Here is a 20,956-nt window from a genome sequence, read left to right as displayed (position 1 = left end):
GTAGTAATACATGCGTATTTTACACATTAGCTAAGCTTTAAGCTGATCACAGCTTACTTGAAAAACGATACCCAGCGCCACGTACTGTTTGCACCAAACGGTCATGTCCAAGTGGGCCAATTGCTTTACGCAGGCGACGAATGTGAACATCAACAGTGCGATCTTCTACGTAAACGTTAGTTCCCCACACATGATCAAGCAGTTGTTCACGGCTATATACACGCTCTGGGTGAGTCATAAAAAAGTGCAGTAATCTAAATTCGGTTGGCCCCATATCAAGCTCGTTACCTTCTGAGGTAACACGATGAGAAATAGGGTCTAAACGCAGGCCATGTACTTCAATAGCTTCTTCTAATGAGGTTGGCGATACACGGCGAATAACCGCTTTAATACGTGCCATAAGCTCTTTAGGAGAAAACGGCTTGGTGACGTAATCATCTGCACCTACTTCAAGGCCGCGTACTTTGTCTTCTTCTTCGCCGCGAGCTGTAAGCATAATAATTGGGATTTGGCGGGTGTGTTCGTTTTGCTTAAACTTTTTAGCAATTTGAATACCGCTTCCACCTGGTAACATCCAATCAAGTAAAACCATATCTGGGTAAGGTTCAACCATAGCTGCAATAGCAGAGTCGTAATCTTCTGCTTCAATTGCTTGAAATCCATTTTGCTCTAAAACAAAAACCAACATCTCCCTGATAGGAGCTTCGTCATCTACGACTAGTACTTTACGTGACATTCCAATTTATCTCTTACGCTATCGAATTAGTTTTCATTATTATGACTAAGTATGACATTTTTATGAAAGTGTAACGTGTAAATTAAAATGGTGGTAAAAAAAACACAAATTAGTGACAAAAAACCTCATTAACGTCATATTTTTAAAACCTTTTTAATATTTAACGTAATAAAAAGAGATTTACGATAAATTTATGTAATAGCTAACTTTTTAAAATTATCTTTTTTGTATCGCTATTTAAACCACTAAACAATATTAAACTAGCTGGGATCATTGTTTTACTAACCAAGACATTTTTACAGATCGATCGTTTAAAAGTAGCTTTAAAGCCATTTTAAAATCAACAAACCCGCCTGTGTAACAAACAATACGTTCAAAAATAGATCTAAATTTTACTAAGCTCCAAATAAAGGATCAGATTTTTACCAAGCCGATCAACCCTCAGATCAGAGTTGTACCTAGTCAAAGCCATAAGTTGTTGATTGTTTGTACAAATAAATAACGATCAAATTATCTCAGAACCCATATATAGCATTAAAGTGTATTCGGCTTAGTAAAGTAATGATCCGAAAAAGGCTGCGTTAGTAAATGCGTGATCCCAAAATTCCGCGTTGGTAATGCAGTGATCTGATCAAAAAACCGTAATCTGTAATATAAAAAGGGCTGACATTAAAAAAGCCAGCAACAAAGTTACTGGCTTAGGGCCTGTTGACCTTTCAGGATTAAAATTTGTTCAATCTAGGGGCGATTTAATCGCGGCGTGAGGTTTGTAACCTAGCGGGCTAAGTAAAAACCGAGCAAAGCTTCCGCGTCCTGCTCACGCCCCTTACCTACATCCATGTAGGCAACAAAGAGTAAATTGCCCCTAGGCAGAGCCCTTCGGGCAGCGCATGTTTGGCATTTATTCCACGTTATCGCCTATTTATGGGGAATAACCACACTGCATAGGCTCTGCCTTGCCTAAATACCAAACATACTGCTGCAAATTCAACCTCGAAAGATAAACAGGCCCTAATAATGATCAATTATAAATTGATCTATTATCTAATTTTAGGGTCTAGTTCGCCGCTTAAGTATTTAAGGTGCATTTCATCAAGTGAAATTGGCTTAATTTTACTAGCTTGGCCAGAAGTACCAAACGAGTTATAGCGTGCAACGCAAATCTCTGTCATTGCTTTTGTAGCTTCAGCTAGGTATTTACGTGGATCAAAGTTAGATGGGTTAAGCGCCATATGACGGCGAATTGCACCGGTAGATGCTAAACGTAAATCAGTATCAATATTTACCTTGCGAACACCAAACTTAATGCCTTCAACAATCTGCTCAACTGGCACACCATAAGTTTCTGGAATTTCGCCACCGTACTGATTAATAATTTCTAACCATTCTTGAGGAACTGAAGATGAGCCATGCATCACTAAGTGCGTGTTAGGAATACGAGCATGAATCGCTTTAATGCGATCAATCGCTAAAATGTCATCTGTTGGTGGGCGAGTAAATTTATAAGCACCGTGTGAAGTACCGCAAGCAATTGCAAGTGCATCAACGTGTGTTTTATTTACAAAATCAGCCGCTTCTTCAGGGTCTGTTAGCATTTGATCAGTTGTTAATAACCCTTCTGCGCCAACGCCATCTTCTTCGCCAGCTTCACCTGTTTCAAGTGAACCAAGTACACCTAGCTCGCCTTCAACCGATACGCCACAGGCATGTGCCATAGCAACTGTTTCGCGCGTTACTTCTACATTGTATTCGTAGCTTGAAGGAGTTTTGCCGTCGCTCATTAACGAGCCATCCATCATTACTGATGAAAAACCAAGCTGAATTGAACGCTGACATACACCTGGCGACGTGCCGTGATCTTGGTGCATTACAACTGGGATATGTGGCCATTCTTCAACGGCTGCTAAAATCATATGACGAATAAATGGAGCACCAGCATAAGCACGTGCGCCAGCTGATCCCTGAACGATTACTGGACTGTTTGTTTTGTCAGCCGCTTCCATTATTGCGCGCATTTGCTCTTGATTGTTAACGTTAAAAGCAGGTACGCCGTAACCATGCTCTGCTGCATGATCTAAAAGTTGTCGCATACTGATTAAAGCCATTGGGTATTCTCCAATTTATCGACAGTAGTTCCCTACCATCTAGTTTGAACGGATGTGTTAGTTTGGCGTTATAACAACGCCACGAAAAACCACTGCTTTGCAGTAATATTCCGTCTAAATTAACGACTAAATTAGGGTGAGAGGTATTTAGTAATTAATTGTCGGTGAGGGCTATTACCCCCTTCACCTTACGCCACTAAAATTACTTAGCGCGCGACTCTAGCATTTCAACTGCTGGAAGTTTTTTGCCTTCTAAAAACTCTAAGAACGCACCACCACCAGTAGAAATATAAGATACTTTATCGGCAATGCCGTATTTATCGATTGCGGCTAAGGTATCACCACCACCCGCAATTGAAAACGCATTTGAGTTAGCAATTGCTTGTGCAATAGCACGAGTACCATTACCAAACTGGTCAAACTCGAACACGCCAACTGGACCATTCCATACAACAGTGCCTGCATTTGCAATAATTTTTGCAAGCTTGCTCGCTGTATCAGGGCCAATATCAAAAATCATATCATTGCTTGTTACTTCGCTTACATCTTTAAGTGTAGCTACAGCAGATTCAGAAAACTCATTACCAACCACTACGTCAGTCGGTACCGGAATTTCACCATTATTAGCAATCGCTGCTGCACATAAACGGTTCGCTTCATCCATTAAATCAGGTTCGTAAAGCGATTTACCAACTGGGCTACCTGATGCAGCAATAAAGGTATTTGCAATACCGCCGCCGGTAACTAATTGGTCAACAATTTTAGAAAGTGAATCTAAAACGGTAAGCTTAGTAGATACTTTAGAACCACCAACAATCGCTACTAATGGACGCGCTGGATTATCAAGTGCTTTTCCTAACGCTTCAAGCTCAGCCGATAACAATGGACCTGCACATGCCACATCAGCAAATAAACCAACGCCATGGGTAGACGCTTGTGCACGGTGAGCCGTACCAAATGCATCCATTACATATACATCACACAGTGCTGCTAGTTGCTTAGATAGCGCTTCGTCGTTTTTCTTCTCGCCTTTGTTAAAGCGCACATTTTCAAAAACAACCACTTCGTTATCAGCAATATCAACACCGTTTAGGTAATCTTTTTCTAAACGTACAGTTTGCTCTAGGGCATCGTTTAAGTAATCAGCTACAGGTGCAAGCGAAAACGCTTCATCGTATTCCCCTTCCGTAGGACGGCCAAGGTGTGACATAACCATTACTTTAGCGCCTTTCTCAAGAGCTAGTTTAATAGTAGGTAGTGCTGCACGAATACGCGCATCTGACGTCACTTTACCTGCTTTAACTGGTACATTTAAATCTTCACGAATTAATACGCGTTTGCCGTTTAAATCTAAATCTGCCATTTTTATGACCGACATGAACATCTCCTTAGTTAACGATACTGAACCTGAAAAATACGTTTAAAATTATTATATTAATAAATTACTTATTCACTGCCATCATAGCACGCGCTGTGTCGAGCATACGATTAGCAAAACCCCATTCGTTATCACACCATACTAATAACTTTATCAGTCGTTTGTGACTAACACGTGTTTGTGTGCCATCAATAATACAAGAATGTGGGTCGTGATTAAAATCAACCGATACAAGCGGCTCTTCGGTATAACTTAAAATACCTTCTAAGCGGTCTTTTGCTTGTGCTTTAAGTGCATTATTTACTGCATTTAAATCTACATCGGTATTAACCGTTACACTTAAATCCATTGCCGTGACATTTATAGTAGGTACACGTACGGCGATGGCTTCAAAACGGCCTTTAAATTTAGGTAAAATACGGTCTATACCACGAGCGAGCTTTGTATCAACTGGAATAATTGATTGGCTTGCAGCGCGAGTACGGCGTAAATCATGATGATAACCATCAATCACTTGTTGATCGTTCATCGACGCATGAATCGTTGTAATAGCGCCCGACTCAATACCAAATGCATCATCTAATACTTTAATAACCGGCACAACACAGTTAGTTGTACACGATCCGTTAGAAACAATTGTGTGCTCGCTTTTAAGCTCATCGTCGTTAATGCCATACACAATCGTAGCATCAACATCGTTATCGGCCGGATGCGAAAACAACACCTTTTTAGCGCCTGCGGTAATATGTAACTGCGCATGTTCACGCGAGTGGTAAACACCCGTACATTCAAGTACAACGTCTACATCGAGCGTTTGCCAAGGTAATTCAATTGGGTTTTCTTCACAAAAAAGTGCAATGGTATCGCCTGCAACACTAATGGTGTCTTCACCAAGTTTTACAGGAAAAGAAAAACGACCGTGGGATGTGTCGTATTTTAATAAATGAGCAATAGCTTCAGGATCAGCAAGTTCGTTAATCGCAACAATTTTTATATCGTCGCTCAAACCAGACTCGTATAACGCGCGGACAATATTTCGACCAATACGACCAAAACCATTAATTGCAAGTTTGATTGCCATGAAATATAAAATCCACTCTTTTAGCGTGCAGATAAAGGCAATACGCCTTTTAGATGTCTGTATTGTAATCGACCTTGCATCTGATTATAAGAGGGAAGCATTAGAAACTTTAAATTAACGTTGAAGAGCTTAGGCATTGCAAGCTCTTCAAGGGGTCTGACTTTTAAAATTAAGTTTTTTATACTAAATTTTTCAAAGCGTTAATTATATCTTCTGGCTCAGAACGAGTACGATAATCAACATCAACATAACGCCAAGTCACTTTACCTTGTTTATCTAAAACAAAGGTGGCAGGGATCGGTAAAACACTACTATTGCCATTGTTAACCGACTCTAAATCTAGGCCTCGGTCTACTTGCATATGCTCGAGTAAAAATGTGGGCACTTGCCATGCTACGCCGTAGCTTGCTGCTACATCGGCATTTTGATCACTCAGCACTAAAAAATCCATGTTACTTATATCGCTTTCGCTCATTGAGCCATCGGGTACTTGCGGGCTAATAGCCACCAGCTGCGCACCTAAAGCATGAATTTCAGGTAAACGTGACTGCAGTGCTTTCAGTTGTAAATTACAGTACGGACACCAACTACCACGATAAAAAGTAACAACCACAGGCCCTTTAGCAAGTAACTCAGTTAACTGCACCGATTGACCATGTTGATTTGGTAACTCAAAACTTGGTGCAATTTGGTTTAAATCAAGTGCATTAGCACCTTGTTGAAACGCTTTTGCTTGTGCAATCGTTTCATCAACACCTTTCATAAAATCAGGATTACCTTTGCGCCCTGCTGCTACTTTTGCCTCAGTTTGTGCTTTTAACGTGTTGCTTTCATCGCTCATAATATGGCTACCTTCAAATTAATCAAAAACTTAAAGCCAGCTTACATTATGAAAATGTATTTGAAATGAAAATTTTAACTTAATCATTTACCTCTAAATCAAACACCACGTTTATTGATGATTTAAATGTAATAGTTTCTTGTAAATACCTGCCTTGCTCGAATGGATTTCTAGTAACTTTAGAGCCGGTCACAACTATTCTATCAAAATCATCTACGCCATAACCATAACTTGAACGGTTAGAATTTGAATTAATACTGTAAATTTTTCCAATCTCTGCGCCAAATGCTTTGGCAAGCTTACCCCCTTTAACTATAGCGTTATCTATTGCGCCTTGTGTTGCTTCAGCTTCTAACTGCGAGGCTTTTGAAGACATAAGCTCAATATTCGTCAGTTCATTAATTTTTACACTTAGTGCAAAATCGATAAAATCATTCACTTTTTCAATATTTCTTAATGTTACTTTAAGTGTTCTTGTTGCTACATATCCTGCATTAATTGCTGTACCGCTCTCGACATTAAACATATCGTCATCATTATGAGTTAACAGGCTTGTAGCAGAAACATCAGTCTCCTTAACACCATACTTGCTTAAACCTTTAAGTAACAAATTTACTCGGTCATCAACATCACGTTTTGCATCAAGTGATTTGTCTTTAAAGCTTATTACTTCAAAAGAAATCTTAGCCATATCGGGCTTTGCTAATACCTCTGCAGTACCCTGCACTGCAATATGGCGATTAGCAGGCAAACTTGAATTAGCAAAAGTGATGAGTGGGAATAAGGTTAAGAAAATGGCAGTGATGAGTTTCATGATCGTCCTTGAAGTGATTAGTTAGATAATGATTACGTAACTGTACCTATAGTTATACGGATAACAATAAAAGTAAACTACTCTTTATTGTTGGCGGGAGTTTATCTCGCGCAGCATAAAGCCCCGCCTACAGCCAACCTACATCAACTCGCCTACTTTTAACTCTTTGCCACGGCTTATTTGATGGCACTGGGCTAGCAGTAACTCGGCAGTGGCTTGTGCATCGGTCAGTGCGTGATGGCAATGATAGCTTGGTAACTCATAACGTGTGCGGCAAGCATTAAGGGTTAAATCATCTTGTTTTATTTCAGTTGAATGATGGAGTAAGCGCTTTTGCTCAATATGCAGTGTGTCGATTATGAGTTTAGGATGTATAGTTATATTGGCATTTTTAAGCGCTATTTTTAAAAAGCCCCAGTCGAGCATGGCATTATGAAACACTAAAATACAGTCGCTAAAATGGTTACTTAATTGCATTAATATACTGTTTAGGCTTAGCCCCTTTGCTATAGCATCATCGCTAATCCCATGAAAAACAGGACTTTGCTCAAGGCTTTTTACGTCTTTATTTATAAGGTGCTGCGACTCGCTCATTTTTATACATTGGTTATCTATTACCACCCACGCTACCGATACAATTTCGTGCTGTTTTGCATCAAGGCCAGTTAGCTCTAAATCAATCACCAAATAACGTTGTTGTAAGGCATTTTTGCCTAGTAATTTACGGCGCTTTAAATACCGAGTGAGCAGCTTTTTTACCATGTTAGTAATCCATCATTATAAACTGCCGCGAGCAAACTTAAACGCAGCGGCTTGCTGCGCTTGTTTAACAAGATAAAACGCTTCTTTTAGTTGATGGCGCTCTAGTGAGTTTAATTTATTAGGATTAATACAATTACTCGGTAAGCCCTCTTCGTTTATTTGTGTACTCAAACGAAGCTGCGTTAAGAACCGCCAGCAGTCTTTTAGGTTGTATATATCTTCTTTGCTGATCAGTTTATGTTTTAGTAGTGCGTCCAACCGCTCTTGTGTGTTGGCGCGCCTAATACCCGCTTTTAAAGCGTATAACCGCACTATGTCATTTATAATTACGACACCACGTTTTTTTAAATCTATGTATTTATTATTTTGATCTGTTTTTTCGGTTTTAAATTTATTAAATAAACCAATTGGCACGCTGTTGCTGCTTATGTCGGTTGCCATTGCGGCATAGAATAAGTCGTTACGCGATATACGAATTAGTTGCTCGCAAAAAGCCGTGTATAAAGCGTTTGAACCTTCAATAAATCGCAGGTCAAAAAATATCTTACAGTTAAGCATTGCATTGGGTGTGGGGCTTTTTATCCATTTAAAAAAGCGCTCGCTCCAGTCGTTTACGCTCATACGGCACTCATCACTGCTTGCCATAATATTACCTGGGCAACGCCTAATGCCGCACTCAACTAAATTCTCGCATACAAACTCCCCCATACTTTTAAAGTAAGCGTGTTGCTCGGTGGTTAAGTCGTTAGGGAGTAATAAGCCGTTATCTTGATCTGAATGCAGGGTTTGTTCTTCGCGTGCTTGCGAGCCAAAGCAAATAAAACTAAAGCTGGTTGGCGCTGCGCCATGCTCTTCTTGAAATAAGTGAATCAGGCGCGATGTAAGCGCATCGGTTAAACCACTGAGTAATTTACCAATTAGCGATATGTCGTCAATGTTGTACGAAAAACTACGCAAAAGTTCGGGAATTTCTTTAGCGTAGCGTTTTAAATCAGTAACAGTGTGCGCTTTATATATGCGCCCAATAAGCTGTACGGGGTCACTTTTTTGTTGGCGCAGTAAATCGGTGCTGGTTATCATCCCTATCGGGTTATGGTTTTCGTCAAGCACGGGCAAATGGTGAATATTGTATTTAAGCATTAAGTGCAGCGCCGAAAACACCCGGTTATTTTCAAATATAAACTTAGGTTTTGCGGTCATAATACTGCTTACTGCGTCTTGTGGATCTACCTCGTCGGCAAGTACTCGGTTGCGTAAATCGCGGTCGGTCACAACCCCTACTAAGTGCGCGTGCTGCGTTATCATTATTGACGATACGCCATGCTCTTTCATTTTTTTAGCGCTTTGCCTAATACTTGCATCGGGCGTAAGCGTAATTGCTGTGCGCGTCATCAGCTCTGATATTTTACGTTCCGACCAGCTATCGTTCTTACTTTTATAATGCGATGACAACAACCGGTTAGCATGAGCGCGTACAAAGTATTGCTCAAACGATTTATATTCTCTGCGTAAAAAATCAAAGTGCGTTTGAGAGAGCATATACACTATCCCCTCTTTTTGTACTTCTAACCTATTTTGAATTGCCTCACCGGTTAATAGCGACGGAAAACCAAAATAGTCACCTTGCGCTAAGCGCGTAACAACATCGCCCTTGCCATCAACGAGGTCGTACAAACCAGAGCGAATTAAAAATAGTTTAGGGTTTTCACTTTGTAACCACTGAGTTTGGTTTTCGCGGGTAAGGTAAATAATATCAAGATGATTTACAAAGTATTCGCATGCGCTGCTATCAAGCATAGTAAAAGGCGCTTGCAAACAAACGTATTGGGCTATTTCTTGTTGTTCTACACTCATTGTATTCGCTCTTTAAATGGTGATGTACCAATCTAATGTACTTATTTATTAAACAAATAAAAAGCCCGACTAAAGTCGGGCTTTGGGTGCTTTATATTTTTTTACTATATCTATAAATGTTGCCTAGTGATCGTGCGCTTCAGCTGACCCTTTAGGGTTACGAATACCTTCTACCATTTCTTGAATTTCAATAGGTGTAGCTTGAGTAAATTTAAGAACAACTGCAGCTACTACAAAGTTAATAATCATACCAATTAAGCCAATACCTTCAGGCGAAATACCTAAAAACCAATGTTCAGGATTATTAAGCTCAGGGCTTACAAACTTGAAGAAGATGATATACGCAGCGGTAAAGCCAATACCCGTTACCATGCCTGCAATTGCGCCCTCTCGGTTCATTGTTTTAGAGAATATACCCATAATAATTGCTGGGAAGAAACTCGCTGCCGCCAAGCCGAATGCAAATGCCACTACCGATGCCACAAATCCAGGCGGGTTAATACCAAAGTATGCGGAGATAACAATAGCGACCATGGCTGCCAACCTCGCTGCAAGTAACTCTTGCTTGTCGGTAATATCGGGCTTGAGGGTTCGCTTGAGTAAATCGTGCGAAACGGAGGTCGAAATAACCAGTAGTAAACCTGCTGTTGTAGACAGTGCAGCGGCAATACCACCGGCAGCTACAAGTGCGATTACCCATGCTGGTAAATTAGCAATTTCTGGATTTGCTAATACCATAATGTCGCGGTCTACATTTACTTCGTTAGCACTGTTCGGATCGGTGATTTTACCCGCCGTGTAGAACATTTTGCCATCGCCGTTTTTATCATCAAATGTAATTAAACCTGTGCGTTCCCAGTTTTTAATCCATCCTGGTGCTTCTGCGTAAGCTGTACCGCTACCGTCTTTACCATTAATAGTATCAACCATGTTTACGCGAGCAAAGGCTGCAACCGCAGGTGCTGTAGTATAAACAATCGCGATGAACACAAGAGTCCATGCAGCAGAAATACGTGTGTCTTTTACGCGAGGTACAGTGAAAAAGCGTACAATTACATGTGGTAAACCAGCAGTACCTACCATTAACGCACCAGTAATAGCAAATACGTCAATCATGCTCTTAGAGCCTTCGGTATATTGCGCAAAACCAAGTTCAGCGCTTAAGCCATCTAATTTATCAAGTACGTACACGCCGTCGCTGCCAATTAATGTGGCACCAAAACCGGTTTGTGGGAAGAAGTGACCCGTCATCATCATCGAGATAAAAATGGCTGGTACAAGGTAGGCAAATACAAGTACACAATACTGCGCTACTTGTGTGTAGGTAATGCCTTTCATGCCGCCAAGTACCGCATAAAAGAATACAATCACCATACCAATGTAAACACCGGTTTCAATTTCTACTTCTAAAAAGCGTGAAAATACAACGCCTACGCCACGCATTTGCCCTGCTATATAAGTGAAACAAATGAATATGGCACAAAAAATAGCAACTAAACGCGCGGTACGTGAATAGTAACGGTCGCCAATAAAGTCTGGCACAGTAAACTTGCCGAATTTACGTAAGTAAGGCGCTAAACACATGGCTAATAGTACATAACCACCTGTCCACCCCATTAAGTAAACACTGCCATCGTAACCTGCAAACGAAATAATACCCGCCATTGAAATAAACGACGCGGCGCTCATCCAATCGGCAGCTGTTGCCATACCATTAGCAAGAGGAGGTACGCCGCCGCCCGCTACATAAAACTCTTTGGTTGAACCCGCTCGGGCCCATATTGCTATGCCGATATAAAGCGCAAAGCTTAAACCAACAATTAAAAACGTGAGTGTTTGAACATCCATTGCTTAGCTCCTATTCGTCTACGCCGTATTTTTTATCTAACGTATTCATTTTGAAAACGTACACAAAAATCAAAGCCACAAAGGTATAAATCGCGCCTTGCTGGGCGAACCAGAAGCCAAGTTTAAACCCAAAAAAACGTACTTCATTAAGTACATCAACCAGTAATATGCCAAAGCCAAAAGACACGACAAACCACACTGCTAACAGTTTAAATAACAGCGAAATGTTTTCTGCCCAATAAGCTTTTGCTTGTTCTTCATCTTTAAAAGCCATTTTTGTTTTCCCCTTTAAGCACCGCAATATCGCGATGAGTGGTTTTTTATCTTCGCTTACCAATTTAGCAACGCTGGTTACATATTGAATTGAGACCATAGTCGTAACAGCTTGTTAACGTTTACGTAAACTGTATTTATCATTCAAGCGTGTTTTATATATTTTTATATTATTTCAATTACTTAGGCTGTTTTTGTAAGCTGGCTTTATGATTAAATTGATAAGTTGGTCATTAATGCGACATTAGTCTAATGCTCAAGGGTGTTTTATTTTTACTGTTAATATTCAGTAAGATATAAATAAAATAAAAGTTTTATTTTAAATTCAACCCTCACACTTAACCTCAGTTCTGGTATTGTGTTAATCCCTCATACGGATGAGGGATTATTTAAAATAATAAGGTTTAATAACAACATGACTGCCGTACTCATTATTGTTGCTTTAAGTTATATAGGTGTGCTGTTTTGGCTTGCCAATTGGGGCGATAAAACAACCCCTTTAGCAAAGCGTATTAGCCATCACCCATTTGTGTATTCACTCTCACTCGGGATTTACTGTACCTCTTGGACTTATTACGGTTCGGTAGGAACAGCCGCCACCAGCAGTTGGAGTTACTTGCCAATATTATTAGGCCCTGCGTTGCTGTTTTTATTCGGCCAAGGATTTTTACGTAAGCTGGTACTGGTAAGTAAAAAACAAAATATAACTACTATTGCTGACTTTATTTCAGCTCGTTACGGCAAACGTCAAACTACAGCAATAATGGTTACTGTAATCGCATTACTGGCAACCATTCCCTACATTGCACTGCAATTAAAAGCGCTTAGTACAAGCTTTTTACTTTTGCAAAACAGTAATAAAATATCCGGCGATATGCTCGCGCTTTCTGCCACACTAATTATGGCTTTATTTGCTATATTTTTTGGTACTCGCAAAGTTGATGTAACTGAATATCGCTCTGGCTTAATGCTCGCTGTTGCATTTGAATCTATGATTAAACTTATTGCTCTTATTGCCGTTGCGGGGCTTGCAGTATTTACACTTTTTAATTTACCCGAAGCCACCACGAACAAAGTAACTGAATCTATTTGGGGTCACTGGAGCGATTTTAACTTTTTTAGCTTTAACTTTATTGGCCAGTCTTTAATGGCTGCAGCGGCTATTATATGTTTGCCTCGCCAGTTTCATGTAACCGTGGTCGACAACCAAAACAAACGCCACTTACTTACCGCTCGCTGGGCTTTTCCGCTGTATTTACTACTAACAGCCGCAATGATTTTACCTATTGCGACTGCGGCCATTCATCCTGAAATTGGCAGCGGCTATTCACCCGACAGCTTTGTACTTGCCCTACCGCTAATTAACGACAATGCATTCTTAACCACTTTTGTATTTATAGGTGGACTATCTGCCGCCACCGCAATGATAGTGGTAGCAACGCTTACATTAAGCACGATGATTTCAAACGATGTGGTATTGCCGTTAATGCTGCGTAGAAAGTTTAAACGTAACTTAATTACCAGCAGTTATAAGTCTCGTATATTACTTGTAAGGCGCTTTGCTATTGCAGGCATATTAATTTTGGCCTATTTCTATCAGCAATGGTTTGGCCATAGTAGCGCACTGGCCAGTATGGGCTTGGTCGCATTTTCACTTGTTACCCAATTGCTGCCCTCTATTGTGGGTGGTTTATATTGGCGAAAAGGTCATGCTTATGGGGTGTATGCGGGTTTGGTAGCAGGCTTTATTTGCTGGATACTATTTTTAATGCTGCCAATACTCGATGCCGGCACAACCCTTGATAGCGAGCTGCAACAAACGCTTATAACGCGTGGAACCTTGATAGCTTTGTTTGCCAATATTGGTTGTTATATTAGTTTTTCACTTGGGGCTGAGGAGCGCTTAATTGATAAAATTCAGGCCGCTGCTTTTGTTAACCCTAAAGATCAGGCTATTTTATCAAGGCGCTTAAATAAAGACGTAAAAGCCACCGTTTACGACTTTAAAATACTACTGCAAACATTTCTAGGTATTCAGCGCAGCCAACAAGTACTGGCCCATTACGCACTCGCCCATCATTTAAGCGATAACAACGCACACCCAGAACCTGAATTTATAGCCTACTGCGAACGCGCGTTAACAGGCGTGCTTGGCGCATCGTCAGCGCAAGCGTTAATACATACGGTATCGTCGGGTAAGCGTATGGCGTTTGAAGAAGTTGTAAACTTTTTTGACGAAACCACACAAGCGCTGCAATTTAATCAAAACCTGTTATTTACCTCACTCGAAAATTTAAGCCACGGTATTTCAGTTGTTGATAAAGATTTAAAACTCGTTGCATGGAACAAACGCTACAATGAAATGTTTGGCTACCCTGAAGGCTTTTTAGAAGTAGGCCAACCCATAGAAGACATTATTAGATACAACGCTAACCGTGGTGAATGTGGCCCTGGTGAAATAGAACGCCAAGTAGAAAAACGTGTACAGCATTTAAAATATGGCAGCTCGCATCATTTTATTCGCCACCGTCGTAATGGCCAAGTATACGAAATGATTGGTAATCCGCTGCCCGATGGCGGATTTGTTACCAGCTTTTCAGATATTACAAACCACATAAGTACGCAAAATGCACTTGAAGAAGTTAACATGGATCTTGAAAACCGCATAGAAGCACGTACTCAAGAAGTGCAAACTATCAATAAAGACTTACAAGCTCAAATAGATAGCCGTGTACAAACTGAGCAAGCACTTACTTTAGCTAAACGAGAAGCAGAGCAAGCCAACGACAGTAAAACGCGCTTTTTAGCACTGGCGAGCCACGACATTTTACAGCCGTTAAATGCAGCACGTTTATACCTTGCCGCTATTGACGAAAAACAGCTCGACAGCACTAACCAAAACAGCTTTGAAAAACTAGGCGACAGTCTCGATTCAACCGTGCATTTAATGTCGGCATTGCTTGAAATAGCTAAGCTTGAGCAAGGCGCTATGACCCCTACCCCTCGCCACTTTTATATTGAAGATATTTTAGCGCCACTACAAAGTGAATACGCTATTTTATCAAGTGATAAAGGCCTTAAGCTTAGTGTGCGTTCAAACCAACAAATTGTGCACAGCGATATAACCTATTTGCGCCGAATTATTCAAAACTTGGTCTCTAATGCAGTTAAATACACCGACAATGGCCGTGTATTAATTGCCTGCAGGAACCGAAAGCACAATTTACGAATAGAAGTATGGGATACAGGCCCCGGTATTAGCGAAGTAGAGCAAGCCAAAATATTTAACGACTTTTACCGTGTGGAGTCGGGCGATAACAAAGGCGTAGGCTTAGGCTTAGGTGTTGTAAAACGTATGGCTGACTTATTAAGTTTGCCGCTTGATGTGCATTCTGAGCCAAATAAAGGTAGCCGCTTTAGCATTGAGGTACCTTATGGTGACGAGCAGTTTGTACAACAAAAAAGTACTACAAACAGCCTAATAGAAAACCGTGCAGCAATTAATATTGTTGCCGTAGACGACGACCCTGAAAATTTAGCAGCAATGGCAAGCTTACTTAAAAAGTGGCAAGCTAATTACACCCTTTTTGATAACGTAGATAATGTACTGGCGCACGCTAAGCAAAACGGTGCACCCGATGTTATTTTAATGGACTACCAATTAGGTAGTGACTGCGATGGCATAACGCTAATTAAAACCCTGCGCGAAATTTGGCAAAGCCAAGTCCCTGCTATTTTAATTACCGCAGTGCGCGACACCGAGCTTAAGCAAGAAACCAAAGCCGCTAATATTCATTATTTAAGTAAGCCAATTAAACCGGGCAAACTAAAGGCACTGCTTAATCACAGTACATAATAAGCTAGTAAAAAGTGATCTAGTTAAAAGTATTCTAGTAAAAAGTGTTCTAGTTAAAAGCTATCAAGTAATAGCGTAAAACAAAAAGCCCAGTATCTTCACTGGGCTTTGCTTTATAAAGTATTCATAAAGTTAAACTTGATTTACTCGGCTTCTAAGCTTTTGGAACAACCAACTTAACCCCACCAACGAAAGCCCTAATCCAATAAACGAAAGCGCTTTAAGTAAGCCCTCCAAGTTAGCCATATCAATTAAAAACACTTTAACAATAACGGCAGCTAGTATGCCTAGGCCTACTTTTTGTATTAATAATTGATTTTTTAAATGACCAAAAATAACAGTACCCGCCCCCAATACTAACCAAATAACAGAGTAACTATAAAGCTCTGCATTGCTTGCGCCTTTTGATAAGTAAATGTAAGGACCTTGCCAGTACTGACGAATAAAGCTGTTTATTGCCAATAATATAAAGCCACCCGCAACGGCCAATATAAATGGCGTAGCTTTAGCATTTATTGGTTTTACAAGCTTGGCCAGCCAAAGCGTTAATCCTGCAGGAACTAACCACAATAGTAATAACCAGTTAAATATTGGCAGCTCACCTATGTAAAGTGATTCAAATAATGGGTTATCGTCAAGTAGTGTTTTAATAGCAAAAAGCCCTGCTAACCCCGCAAGTGCAAAACCCGCCACTTTATATAACTTAGCTAAAGTACCGGCAAGTTTTGCTCTGTGTAAATACACACACCCTAATGCCAGCCAGTTACAGGTAAGGAGTATTTGTTCGTAAAAGTTAAGTGAATCAAATTGCGGATAATGCCCTACTAGCTGATAACTTGTTTCGGTAGTAATAAAAAGCGCTAAACAATGAAGGGCTGCACCTTCGAGCCATATTTTAAGTTTTGATGAGTCAAAGCACTTAGCTGCGGCAAAAAATAACGCGATACATAACGGATAAACCACAATACTCCAATGCAAACCAAATACCGTTAACGCATCGTAGCTTGGTGTCCAAGGCGCAAGCGTTAAGCGCAGTAATAACGCAGCAACTAAGGCTTTTATAGGCCAATGCGGCATAGGCACGTTATAGCGTTTTATAAGTACGCTTATAAGTAATACTTGTACAGCAAGTGCAATGGTTAGGCCGCTGTCACTTAATAGCATGGTAATTGCTAACGTAATATTGGCATTAGCACCTACCCAATAAGTAAAACGCTGAAATAGCGTTGTATTATGCTGCGCACACTTTATTAAAATAGCTGCCACTATAAACAATACAACGGCCCAAAGTGGATATGCTGTACTTAACGCAGAATTAGGAATAAGCTTATATAAAGTCGCTATCATTACAAATGCACTAAATGCCCCCGTAATATGAAACGCTAAACGCTTAATCTGTTTTTTACCGTAATAGAGCCCAAAAGCGGTAAGTAACAATCCGAGTAATAAACCCAAACCATACTCATTTTTGAATATAAAGAGTGCGTCATCAAATAGATTTGGCGAAAGATGCGTGCGCTCAGCGCCTATCACTAATAGCGTTGAAATAACTAACGCTACGCCCTGCCAAATATCCCAACGGCTATTTTTAAGGACTAAAAACAACACCAATACAATACTTAACACGCCGATTGCTTGCCACTGCATATCAAAGTGACTGATCAACATAGTAAATATTAAGGGCGCAATAAAAGCGAGTAGTAATGCATGATCTGGAAGCACTTTAATTAAGCGTTTTAAACTGTGCGGGCGATGTTCAATAACATTTAGTTTTAGACCTAAGCGCGGTATAGCAATTAACCCTACAATACTAAGTAAAGCAAATGCCCCCATTAACCAAACGGTATTAGCTTTAAGTAGCGTAAAACCAACTAAATACCAGCCAATGTGCCCAACCCATAGTAAATACCATAGCCAAATACGTTGTACTTTATGTGCAACTAACGCAGCCGACAAACTTACAAAGCCAATATACATTAACAGCGCAAATAAGTTACCACTGCCAGCGCTAACCCATATTGGTACGCTGTAAGCGCCAATAATACCAAGCACGGCCAATAGCGGGCCTAACCTAAGCGCCATCGCGCTTGCACTAATTGCTATAATAGCTAACGCAAAAAATGCCACGGTAGGGCTCAGCATGTCGTAACTGCTGTAAGCTAAAAGCGTTAAAGCAAAACAGGTAATAAACCCGCCGCTTGCAAGCGCTGCGGGTATGTAATTATTAAAGCCTTCAAATACAATGCGTTTATGGTGTAAATAAGCTGCGGCTGCAATTAGGCCAAGCCCAAATAAGCCGCCTAAACTCAACCTCATTACAGGCGATAATAATCCCGCTTCTAGGCTGTATTTAGCTAAAAAGATGCCCCCAAACGCAAGCGCTATTGCGCCTATCCAGGTCATCCAGTTCTCTTCAAACCCTGCGCGCAATTTATTAAATAGTAATTCTATGGCTGATGCTTCAGCTGGTTTGGCTTTTTTAGGAGGTGCTGATAGCTGATTTATTACAGGTGGCGACGCGTTTTGGGACGTTAAGCTTGGCTGTGCTTTATGAGCAATTGGCTCTGTTATTGAAATCGCTGCCTGAGCCGTAGATGCTTCACTTTGAGGTTCACTTTGCGATATCGATTTATGTGTTTGTAGATGTGTTATTTTGGCCCTTAAAACAGCAACTTCTTGTTTTAATGCATTTAACTGCACTAGCGCTATTAAGCCGCAAATAGCACCGGCAACCACAACCAGTATTACTATGACGGCTAACCCAACTAAATCATCCATGGCACACTCTTATTAATTATTATGCCCTGAGTGTACCTAATTATTAATGAGTAGGTAAATTTTGTTCAATAAAAAAGCCTAAGTACTTAAAGTGCTTAGGCTTTATGCTACTTAATATGTTTAGGTTTATTCAACACTATCGGTAATAGTGCGCTCTAGGGTCATCTTATAACCAGAGCTTGTTGTTTCATCATGCTCTAAAATCAATATGTAGTTACCCTCTTGTGTAAAGTCCATATCGCTTTGTTGAATAAGCACAATTTGCTGGCCGTTGTCTTCGTAAACAACATAAACCGTGTAAATTTCGTTATCTACAACCTGCTCTTCTTGGTCATACTTATCTAGGCCATCGACTACGTTACTAGTGTCGTCTACCGTTTCGCCGTTAAGTGTAAAGTACACATCTACATCTGAAACCGACTGCCCTGCGTAGCTTTCAATTAGGTTTACAACCGATACCGTATGGCTGTAACTGCTTGGTGTTAGATTTTCTTCAACGCTCATCATACGTAAACCGTTATCTGCGTCGTTATAAAAAATACCCACCGCACTTTGCTCGCGCTCTAGCGTCATTAAAAAGTTATCAGCTAGTTTTGTACCTTCTTCGTCGTACATCGCTACGCTGTAACTATTAGGCGAAAGTTCAACATAATCGGTATAAGAGTCACTAGCGACTGTATTTGTTGTGTTTACAGTTGTACCGCGTGTAGCAGAAAAGCTTACTGGCGAGTAGTCATCAACGGTATTTATAAAACGTAATTGCCCCAGAGCAGATTGGTGTTTAAGCTCAGTAACGTAGTTATTATCGGTTACTACATCAAGCGTAATGCCGCCTTCTTCTGTTGCATAACTTGGGCGGATCATTGCTACATAACTTGCTTCATCGTATAAATAAACAGATGACGACTCGTACACAACATCACTGCTGCCCGCTTCTGTTATGTAAATAGTGTAATAACCTTCATCAACGCTTTGCAGATCTAACTCACTTAAATATTGAGCTGATGAGAAAAGTGTCGCGCTTTCAAATACACCATCATCAGTTGCTAAGTAAATATCGTAGTTAGTGTCCTCTCCTGCAATATTATAAAACCCTAAGTTAAACTCACCCGTATCGCTTGTAATAGGTACGCTAAGCTCTGTAAATGTAGGTTCATCAAAGTTACCACTCATTACTATTAACTGTGTTTTGTCACCCTTAATAGAAATTTCTTGATCGCTAATTGTTATATAGCTGTCGTTAGCATCTAGGTACTCAAAACTTACATCATAAGTGTCTGTGCTGTAGTTATGGCGAGTAGTTACATCAGCAAAATCAGCGCCTGAGCGCTCTGTTTCTTCAACAAACAAACGTGTGTATGGGCTATTGTAAGAGCCGTTATACAATTGGATGTAACCTGTAGAGCTTGAGCTATCGTCAGAGCCGCAGCCCGACAAAATAGTAATTAGACTTAAGGGTAATGCAGCTTTTAAAAGGGAGTTAGTCATTAAGGTTATTCCTTATTATTAATATCCCCATTACGACCCAAACATTCTATTTTAATTTCATAATTTACAAAGCATTACCCTCACTGACACTTCCTTACGAAAACGTTAAAAAGTGTAGTAAATGTGCAAACAATAAGGACGTGTTTTTATATAATTAAAACGCTTATGGGGCAATTTCAAAACGATCTCGGCCACTCTTCTTAGCTAAATATAAAGCTTGATCAGCGCGCTTCATTACTTTATCTAAAGGCTCATTAGGCGTTTGCATTGCAACACCTATACTTACTGTTAAGTGACGAGAGTTTTGAATATTTATGGTGTGCGCAAGGTCAATTAATTGCTGCGAAAAATCATACGCTTGCGTCATATTATTTGTAGGCAAGTAGCCACCAAATTCTTCACCACCGAGGCGAGCAAATTTGTTTTGGTGCGTAAAAGCATTGTCGTATTTAGTTGCTAGTTCTTTAAGCATTACACATCACCAACATCATGGCCAAACTCATCATTAATAGACTTAAAATGGTCTATATCAATAATTAAAATAACATAAGATACAATGTTTGCACTTTTAACCTGTCGATAAAAATAGCGCCTATTATGCACTTTAGTTAAGTCATCTATTATTAACTCTGCGGCTAACCTATTATTAATACTTTGTACAAAGCGCATAGTTTTAAATAAACCATAAGAAGTTAAAAGCATGCCGCTGGTTCTACATAAGTCTTCAAAATAAACACTTACCCAGTAAGGCTGTACAACTAACTCATCAAGCACGTCTGCCGTGGTGCCAATACTCCATAGTAATAAACCAAAACTAGAAAAAATATATGCTTTTTTAGATAGCTCAGAGCATTGAACAATCCAAAACAGAAATATAATGACAGTTAAATTAATAAAATCGGTAGTAAAACCGTACACATTGTTTTGAACTTGTAAGGGAGGAAAGCTAGTTAGGGAGTAGGCTGAAAAAATAGCAATATAGATCAATAAAGCTAAACTTAAAACTTTATTGATCAAAGGCATTTTATAAAAGTTAGAAAGTTTAACGGTAAGTTTTACTGTTTCAATCATATTAATTGCTAGGTTTTTCAGTACTTCATTTGAAAACTATAGCACAATAATAAAAACCATCACGAAGATGA

General features: G+C 40.0%; 13 protein-coding genes and 1 pseudogene. 1 reads left to right on the top strand and 13 read right to left on the bottom strand.

Annotation, left to right across the window (positions count from 1 at the left end):
* Positions 1–46: 46 nt before the first annotated feature.
* The 10 genes from phoB to H5126_RS17680 all read right to left on the bottom strand — a co-directional run bounded on the left by phoB (position 47) and on the right by H5126_RS17680 (position 11,693).
* The gene (phoB, locus tag H5126_RS17725; protein ID WP_006791869.1) at positions 47–736 is read right to left on the bottom strand and encodes a phosphate regulon transcriptional regulator PhoB; all 690 of its coding nucleotides are present in this window, start codon (positions 734–736) and stop codon (positions 47–49) included.
* Between the two features lie 1,040 nt (positions 737–1,776).
* Positions 1,777–2,841: a class II fructose-bisphosphate aldolase gene (gene fba, locus H5126_RS17720; protein WP_002961523.1), complete on the bottom strand. Its 1,065-nt coding sequence runs from the start codon at positions 2,839–2,841 to the stop codon at positions 1,777–1,779.
* 202 nt (positions 2,842–3,043) lie between these two features.
* Entirely contained in the window at positions 3,044–4,219 is a 1,176-nt protein-coding gene (locus tag H5126_RS17715; protein ID WP_002961525.1) for a phosphoglycerate kinase, read from the bottom strand.
* A 64-nt stretch (positions 4,220–4,283) separates the two neighbouring features.
* Positions 4,284–5,300 carry an erythrose-4-phosphate dehydrogenase gene (gene epd / locus H5126_RS17710; RefSeq protein ID WP_002961528.1) on the bottom strand — a complete coding sequence of 339 codons (1,017 nt, stop codon included), beginning with the start codon at positions 5,298–5,300 and terminating at the stop codon, positions 4,284–4,286.
* Positions 5,301–5,478: 178 nt separating this feature from the next.
* Positions 5,479–6,141, bottom strand: a complete 663-nt coding sequence (locus tag H5126_RS17705; protein WP_182720668.1) for a peroxiredoxin-like family protein — start codon at positions 6,139–6,141, stop codon at positions 5,479–5,481.
* Positions 6,142–6,220: 79 nt separating this feature from the next.
* Complete coding sequence (locus tag H5126_RS17700; protein WP_182720667.1) at positions 6,221–6,955, bottom strand: SIMPL domain-containing protein; 735 nt, start codon at positions 6,953–6,955, stop codon at positions 6,221–6,223.
* Between the two features lie 138 nt (positions 6,956–7,093).
* Positions 7,094–7,717: a 3'-5' exonuclease gene (locus H5126_RS17695; RefSeq protein ID WP_182720666.1), complete on the bottom strand. Its 624-nt coding sequence runs from the start codon at positions 7,715–7,717 to the stop codon at positions 7,094–7,096.
* Positions 7,718–7,732: 15 nt separating this feature from the next.
* Positions 7,733–9,571 (bottom strand): DUF294 nucleotidyltransferase-like domain-containing protein, encoded by a 1,839-nt coding sequence (locus H5126_RS17690; protein ID WP_039490378.1) that lies wholly within the window; start codon positions 9,569–9,571, stop codon positions 7,733–7,735.
* A 123-nt stretch (positions 9,572–9,694) separates the two neighbouring features.
* The gene (locus H5126_RS17685) at positions 9,695–11,419 is read right to left on the bottom strand and encodes a sodium:solute symporter family protein (protein WP_002961534.1); all 1,725 of its coding nucleotides are present in this window, start codon (positions 11,417–11,419) and stop codon (positions 9,695–9,697) included.
* 10 nt (positions 11,420–11,429) lie between these two features.
* Positions 11,430–11,693 (bottom strand): DUF4212 domain-containing protein, encoded by a 264-nt coding sequence (locus tag H5126_RS17680; RefSeq protein ID WP_002961535.1) that lies wholly within the window; start codon positions 11,691–11,693, stop codon positions 11,430–11,432.
* A 414-nt stretch (positions 11,694–12,107) separates the two neighbouring features.
* On the opposite strand from H5126_RS17680, the gene H5126_RS17675 reads away from it, so the two are divergent.
* Entirely contained in the window at positions 12,108–15,548 is a 3,441-nt protein-coding gene (locus H5126_RS17675; protein ID WP_138489576.1) for a PAS-domain containing protein, read from the top strand.
* Between the two features lie 132 nt (positions 15,549–15,680).
* Here H5126_RS17675 and H5126_RS17670 read toward each other — a convergent pair whose 3' ends face one another.
* From H5126_RS17670 to H5126_RS17660, 3 genes and pseudogenes are all read right to left on the bottom strand, one after another.
* The gene (locus H5126_RS17670) at positions 15,681–18,326 is read right to left on the bottom strand and encodes a DUF2339 domain-containing protein (protein ID WP_182721236.1); all 2,646 of its coding nucleotides are present in this window, start codon (positions 18,324–18,326) and stop codon (positions 15,681–15,683) included.
* Between the two features lie 126 nt (positions 18,327–18,452).
* On the bottom strand, positions 18,453–19,814 hold the full coding sequence (locus H5126_RS17665) for a hypothetical protein (RefSeq protein ID WP_024597652.1): 1,362 nt from the start codon (positions 19,812–19,814) through the stop codon (positions 18,453–18,455).
* 163 nt (positions 19,815–19,977) lie between these two features.
* Positions 19,978–20,885 (bottom strand): annotated as a pseudogene (locus tag H5126_RS17660) (GGDEF domain-containing protein).
* Positions 20,886–20,956 lie beyond the last annotated feature (71 nt).

Source organism: Pseudoalteromonas sp. SG45-3 (assembly GCF_014164075.1).
GTDB lineage: Bacteria > Pseudomonadota > Gammaproteobacteria > Enterobacterales > Alteromonadaceae > Pseudoalteromonas > Pseudoalteromonas distincta.
This window is presented reverse-complemented; position numbering and strand designations above follow the sequence as displayed.

What these genes read in the sequence shown, in the direction of transcription:
- phoB (WP_006791869.1), bottom strand. Translation starts at nt 736, where the DNA reads ATGTCACGTAAAGTACTAGTCGTAGATGACGAAGCTCCTATCAGGGAG.
- fba (WP_002961523.1), bottom strand. Translation starts at nt 2,841, where the DNA reads ATGGCTTTAATCAGTATGCGACAACTTTTAGATCATGCAGCAGAGCAT.
- H5126_RS17715 (WP_002961525.1), bottom strand. Translation starts at nt 4,219, where the DNA reads ATGTCGGTCATAAAAATGGCAGATTTAGATTTAAACGGCAAACGCGTA.
- epd (WP_002961528.1), bottom strand. Translation starts at nt 5,300, where the DNA reads ATGGCAATCAAACTTGCAATTAATGGTTTTGGTCGTATTGGTCGAAAT.
- H5126_RS17705 (WP_182720668.1), bottom strand. Translation starts at nt 6,141, where the DNA reads ATGAGCGATGAAAGCAACACGTTAAAAGCACAAACTGAGGCAAAAGTA.
- H5126_RS17700 (WP_182720667.1), bottom strand. Translation starts at nt 6,955, where the DNA reads ATGAAACTCATCACTGCCATTTTCTTAACCTTATTCCCACTCATCACT.
- H5126_RS17695 (WP_182720666.1), bottom strand. Translation starts at nt 7,717, where the DNA reads ATGGTAAAAAAGCTGCTCACTCGGTATTTAAAGCGCCGTAAATTACTA.
- H5126_RS17690 (WP_039490378.1), bottom strand. Translation starts at nt 9,571, where the DNA reads ATGAGTGTAGAACAACAAGAAATAGCCCAATACGTTTGTTTGCAAGCG.
- H5126_RS17685 (WP_002961534.1), bottom strand. Translation starts at nt 11,419, where the DNA reads ATGGATGTTCAAACACTCACGTTTTTAATTGTTGGTTTAAGCTTTGCG.
- H5126_RS17680 (WP_002961535.1), bottom strand. Translation starts at nt 11,693, where the DNA reads ATGGCTTTTAAAGATGAAGAACAAGCAAAAGCTTATTGGGCAGAAAAC.
- H5126_RS17675 (WP_138489576.1), top strand. Translation starts at nt 12,108, where the DNA reads ATGACTGCCGTACTCATTATTGTTGCTTTAAGTTATATAGGTGTGCTG.
- H5126_RS17670 (WP_182721236.1), bottom strand. Translation starts at nt 18,326, where the DNA reads ATGGATGATTTAGTTGGGTTAGCCGTCATAGTAATACTGGTTGTGGTT.
- H5126_RS17665 (WP_024597652.1), bottom strand. Translation starts at nt 19,814, where the DNA reads ATGACTAACTCCCTTTTAAAAGCTGCATTACCCTTAAGTCTAATTACT.